General features: G+C 62.0%; 2 protein-coding genes and 12 tRNA genes. 2 read left to right on the top strand and 12 right to left on the bottom strand.

Annotated features, from left to right (window positions below; all coding sequences use genetic code 11):
• Window positions 1-161: 161 nt before the first annotated feature.
• Both IEX61_RS12015 and asnB read left to right on the top strand, forming a co-directional pair.
• The gene (locus IEX61_RS12015; protein ID WP_157057826.1) at window positions 162-326 is read left to right on the top strand and encodes a hypothetical protein; all 165 of its coding nucleotides are present in this window, start codon (window positions 162-164) and stop codon (window positions 324-326) included.
• 157 nt (window positions 327-483) lie between these two features.
• Window positions 484-2,328 (top strand): asparagine synthase (glutamine-hydrolyzing), encoded by a 1,845-nt coding sequence (asnB, locus tag IEX61_RS12010; RefSeq protein ID WP_188818225.1) that lies wholly within the window; start codon window positions 484-486, stop codon window positions 2,326-2,328.
• Window positions 2,329-2,477: 149 nt separating this feature from the next.
• Here asnB and IEX61_RS12005 read toward each other — a convergent pair.
• The 12 genes from IEX61_RS12005 to IEX61_RS11950 form a co-directional block, all read right to left on the bottom strand.
• A tRNA-Leu gene (locus IEX61_RS12005) sits at window positions 2,478-2,564 on the bottom strand.
• A 9-nt stretch (window positions 2,565-2,573) separates the two neighbouring features.
• Window positions 2,574-2,650, bottom strand: a tRNA-Arg gene (locus IEX61_RS12000).
• 35 nt (window positions 2,651-2,685) lie between these two features.
• A tRNA-Leu gene (locus IEX61_RS11995) sits at window positions 2,686-2,774 on the bottom strand.
• A gap of 11 nt (window positions 2,775-2,785) precedes the next feature.
• Window positions 2,786-2,859: transfer RNA gene (locus IEX61_RS11990), tRNA-Cys, on the bottom strand.
• Window positions 2,860-2,870: 11 nt separating this feature from the next.
• Window positions 2,871-2,945 (bottom strand) — tRNA-Gly (locus IEX61_RS11985).
• Between the two features lie 18 nt (window positions 2,946-2,963).
• A tRNA-Gln gene (locus tag IEX61_RS11980) sits at window positions 2,964-3,038 on the bottom strand.
• A 20-nt stretch (window positions 3,039-3,058) separates the two neighbouring features.
• Window positions 3,059-3,134, bottom strand: a tRNA-His gene (locus IEX61_RS11975).
• 6 nt (window positions 3,135-3,140) lie between these two features.
• Window positions 3,141-3,214 (bottom strand) — tRNA-Trp (locus tag IEX61_RS11970).
• Window positions 3,215-3,267: 53 nt separating this feature from the next.
• Window positions 3,268-3,343, bottom strand: a tRNA-Thr gene (locus tag IEX61_RS11965).
• A 65-nt stretch (window positions 3,344-3,408) separates the two neighbouring features.
• Window positions 3,409-3,485 (bottom strand) — tRNA-Asp (locus IEX61_RS11960).
• Window positions 3,486-3,489: 4 nt separating this feature from the next.
• Window positions 3,490-3,566: transfer RNA gene (locus IEX61_RS11955), tRNA-Met, on the bottom strand.
• 26 nt (window positions 3,567-3,592) lie between these two features.
• Window positions 3,593-3,684: transfer RNA gene (locus IEX61_RS11950), tRNA-Ser, on the bottom strand.
• Between the last annotated feature and the right edge of the window lie 64 nt (window positions 3,685-3,748).

Here is a 3,748-nt window from a genome sequence, read left to right as displayed (position 1 = left end):
AGATTTTCTCGTGAGTGACCGGCTTCACTTCGGTTAGGTTTTTATGTGAGTTGACACGCGCCAACGTTCGCCGATTTTCGTTAACCCCCGGCTTTCTGGTTCCTGCCCGCCGGCCATGGTAGAATAGAAGGGGCAACCGCGCAACAAAGGAGGGAAGCGTCATGCTCTTTACCTTGGGCTGCTTGCTCGCCCTGGCGGCCTTCATCCTGATCGTCGTCGGCGTGCTGCCGCGCCCCACGCACAACATGAAACCCCAATACTCGCTGGCTGTGCTCGGCCTGCTGGTGGGTGCCGTTTCGGCCGCCCTCATTTTCATGGATTTGTAACCGACGCGTCGCGCAGAACAGGCGCCCTCGCCTTGGGTGGCGAGGGCGTTTGTCGTGCGGGCGACGAACCCCGCTCCCTTCCGTCGCATAGTGTATCCCAGGATTGGGCCCTTGCCCGGTGAAAGGACATTCTGATGCACGGAAGGGGTTTTGGCCAATGTGCGGGATTGCCGGATGGATTGATTGGGAACGCGACCTGCGCCACGAGCGGCACGTGCTGCAAGCAATGGCCGACGCGCTGACGCACCGCGGTCCCGACGCGGAAGGCGCGTGGGTATCGGCGCGGGCGGGGCTGGTCCACCGCCGTTTGATTGTCGTCGACCCGGAAGGCGGCACCCAGCCGATGGTCCGCAAAAAAGGGGACCAGACCTACGTCCTTGTCTACAACGGCGAGCTGTACAACACCGCTGAGCTGCAGCAAGCGCTCACCGCTCGCGGCCACCGGCTGTTCACCCGCTCGGACACGGAAGCCTTGCTCGTCTCGTACCTGGAGTGGGGGCCGGCGTGCGTCGAGCGGCTGAACGGCATCTTCGCCTTCGCCATCTGGGACGTCGCCAGGGAGGAGCTGTTTCTGGCGCGCGATCGGCTGGGCGTCAAACCCCTCTTCTTCGCCCAGCGCGGTTCGTCGTTCGTGTTTGCCTCCGAATTGAAAGGCCTGCTCGCCCACCCCGCCGTCGAACCGGTTATCGACGCCGAAGGGCTGGCCGAAATCTTCGTCATGGGACCGTCCCGCACGCCCGGCCATGGCGTGTTTCGCCAGGTGCGGGAATTGAAACCCGGCTGGCAGATGATCGTCTCGCGCCATCGCATCGTCGAGCGCCCGTATTGGCAATTGGAGAGCGCGCCGCATCCGGATGACTTTCCCACCACCGTCGCGCGCGTGCGGGACCTCGTGCAGGATGCGGTCGAGCGGCAGCTGGTCTCGGACGTCCCCCTCTGCACCCTGCTGTCCGGCGGCCTCGACTCCAGCGCGATCACCGCCTTTGCCGCCCGGGCCCTCACGCGGGACGGCCGCGGCCCCCTGCACACCTGGTCCATCGACTATGTGGACAACGACCGATACTTTCGGCCCACCGCGTTCCAGCCCAACCCCGATGCGCCCTGGGTGGCGCGCGTGGCGAACGCGCTCGGCACGGTCCACCATGCGGTGCTCCTCGATACGTCCGAACTCGTCTCCGCCCTGCAGGATGCCGTTGTCGCCCGCGACCTGCCCGGGATGGCCGATGTCGACGCCTCGCTGCTGCTGTTCAGCAAGGCGATCAAGGAGAAGGCCACCGTGGGGCTCTCCGGCGAATGCGCCGACGAGGTGTTCGGCGGGTACCCCTGGTTCTACCGCGAAGAGGCGCGGAACGCCGGAACCTTCCCGTGGATGCGGAACCTCGCCGCGCGCATCCGCCTCTTCTCCAAAGAACTGGTCGATCTCGTGCAACCGGAAGTCTATCTGGCCCGCCGGTACCAAGAAGCCCTCGACGAAGTGCCGCGTCTCCCCGGCGAACCGCCAGCGGACGCCAAGGTGCGCGAACTGTTCTACCTCAACCTCACGCGGTGGATGCCCACGCTCCTCGACCGCAAGGACCGCATGAGCATGGCGGCGGGGCTGGAGCTTCGCGTGCCCTTTTGCGACCATCGCCTCGTGGAATACCTGTGGAACGTCCCGTGGGCGATGAAATTTTATCGGCAGCGGGAAAAGGGGCTCCTCCGCCACGCGTTAGAGGGCATCTTGCCGGCCGATGTGCTGTGGCGCAAGAAAAGCCCGTATCCGAAAACGCACCACCCGCTGTACTGGGAAGCGGTAAAGCAATGGACCCTCTCCGTCCTCGAAGATCCCGAATCGCCGCTGCGGCCGTTCCTCAACACGGCAGCGGTGCGGGAATGGGCCAATCAAGATTCGTCCGCACCGGACCTGCCCCTTTTCGGCCAGCTGATGGGACGGCCGCAGTTTTTCGCCTACCTTGCACAAGTGGACCATTGGATGCGCACCTACAACGTCCGGGTTCTCTAATCGGCAACGCCTTGCGTCTCCTGACCGACGCAAGGCGTTTTGGTGTCGGACACCCCGGCATAGGGGATGCCTTCGTTTTTCGGACGGAAGAGAAAAAACCCTTAGGATTCTCTAGAAGCGGAATCCTAAGGGTTTTCGCCTATGTAACATGGTGCCGGTGAAGGGACTCGAACCCCCACTCCCGCAAGGGAACGCGATTTTGAGTCGCGCGCGTCTGCCAATTCCGCCACACCGGCACAATGCGATGGTGTGCCCGGAGAGACTCGAACTCCCGACCTTCTGATTCGTAGTCAGACGCTCTATCCAGCTGAGCTACGGGCACACATGACCAAGTTTTCCGCTGTTACACGCATCACATGGTGCCGAGGGCCGGACTTGAACCGGCACGGTTCCTGCGAACCCCAGGATTTTAAGTCCTGTGCGTCTGCCAATTCCGCCACCCCGGCATAAGAAAAAGTGGAGGAGGCACCCAGATTCGAACTGGGGATCAGGGATTTGCAGTCCCTTGCCTTACCACTTGGCTATGCCTCCTCGCGCGTATATGGAGCGGAAGACGGGACTCGAACCCGCGACCCCCGCCTTGGCAAGGCGGTGCTCTACCGCTGAGCTACTTCCGCACGATGAAATTGAGAGAATGGCTGGGGTGGTAGGATTCGAACCTACGCATCACGGAGTCAAAGTCCGTTGCCTTACCACTTGGCTACACCCCAACGCGAGAAGAGGAAGGAAATGGGGCGACTAGTGGGACTCGAACCCACGAATGCCGGAGCCACAATCCGGTGCGTTAACCACTTCGCCATAGTCGCCACATCTGGCAGGGGCGGCAGGAATCGAACCCACACTAGCGGTTTTGGAGACCGCCGTTCTACCATTAAACTACGCCCCTGCGTGTTTCTCTCTCTGTTTAACCGGTTCTTTCTGAACCGGATTGGCTGCACATGGTGCCGGCGAGAGGACTCGAACCTCCAACCTCCTGATTACAAGTCAGTTGCTCTACCAATTGAGCTACACCGGCATCCAAGGACATCAGTAATTCTAATAGATCAGAAGCGATTTGTCAAGATTTCATTTTTGGAGAAATGGCGGAGCCGACGGGACTCGAACCCGCGACCTCCGGTGTGACAGACCGGCGTGAACTCCAGCTTCACCACGGCTCCGCGTTGGTTGCGGGGGCAGGATTTGAACCTGCGACCTTCGGGTTATGAGCCCGACGAGCTACCTGGCTGCTCCACCCCGCGTCGCTTGCCAACCTACAGGAGCAAAATGGCGGAGAGGGTGGGATTCGAACCCACGAGGCGAGTGATCCCGCCTACACGCTCTCCAGGCGTGCGCCTTCGACCTCTCGGCCACCTCTCCGCGTGGCTCCGCAGGCAGGATTCGAACCTGCAACCTACCGGTTAACAGCCGGCCGCTCTACCGT

The organism is Calditerricola satsumensis (assembly GCF_014646935.1).
Taxonomy (GTDB): Bacteria; Bacillota; Bacilli; order Calditerricolales; family Calditerricolaceae; genus Calditerricola; species Calditerricola satsumensis.
The sequence above is the reverse complement of the archived record's forward strand: the minus strand, read 5'-3'. Positions and strand labels throughout refer to the sequence as shown.

Coding starts and splice junctions, on each gene's coding strand:
- IEX61_RS12015 (WP_157057826.1), top strand. CDS start 162: ATGCTCTTTACCTTGGGCTGCTTGCTCGCCCTGGCGGCCTTCATCCTG.
- asnB (WP_188818225.1), top strand. CDS start 484: ATGTGCGGGATTGCCGGATGGATTGATTGGGAACGCGACCTGCGCCAC.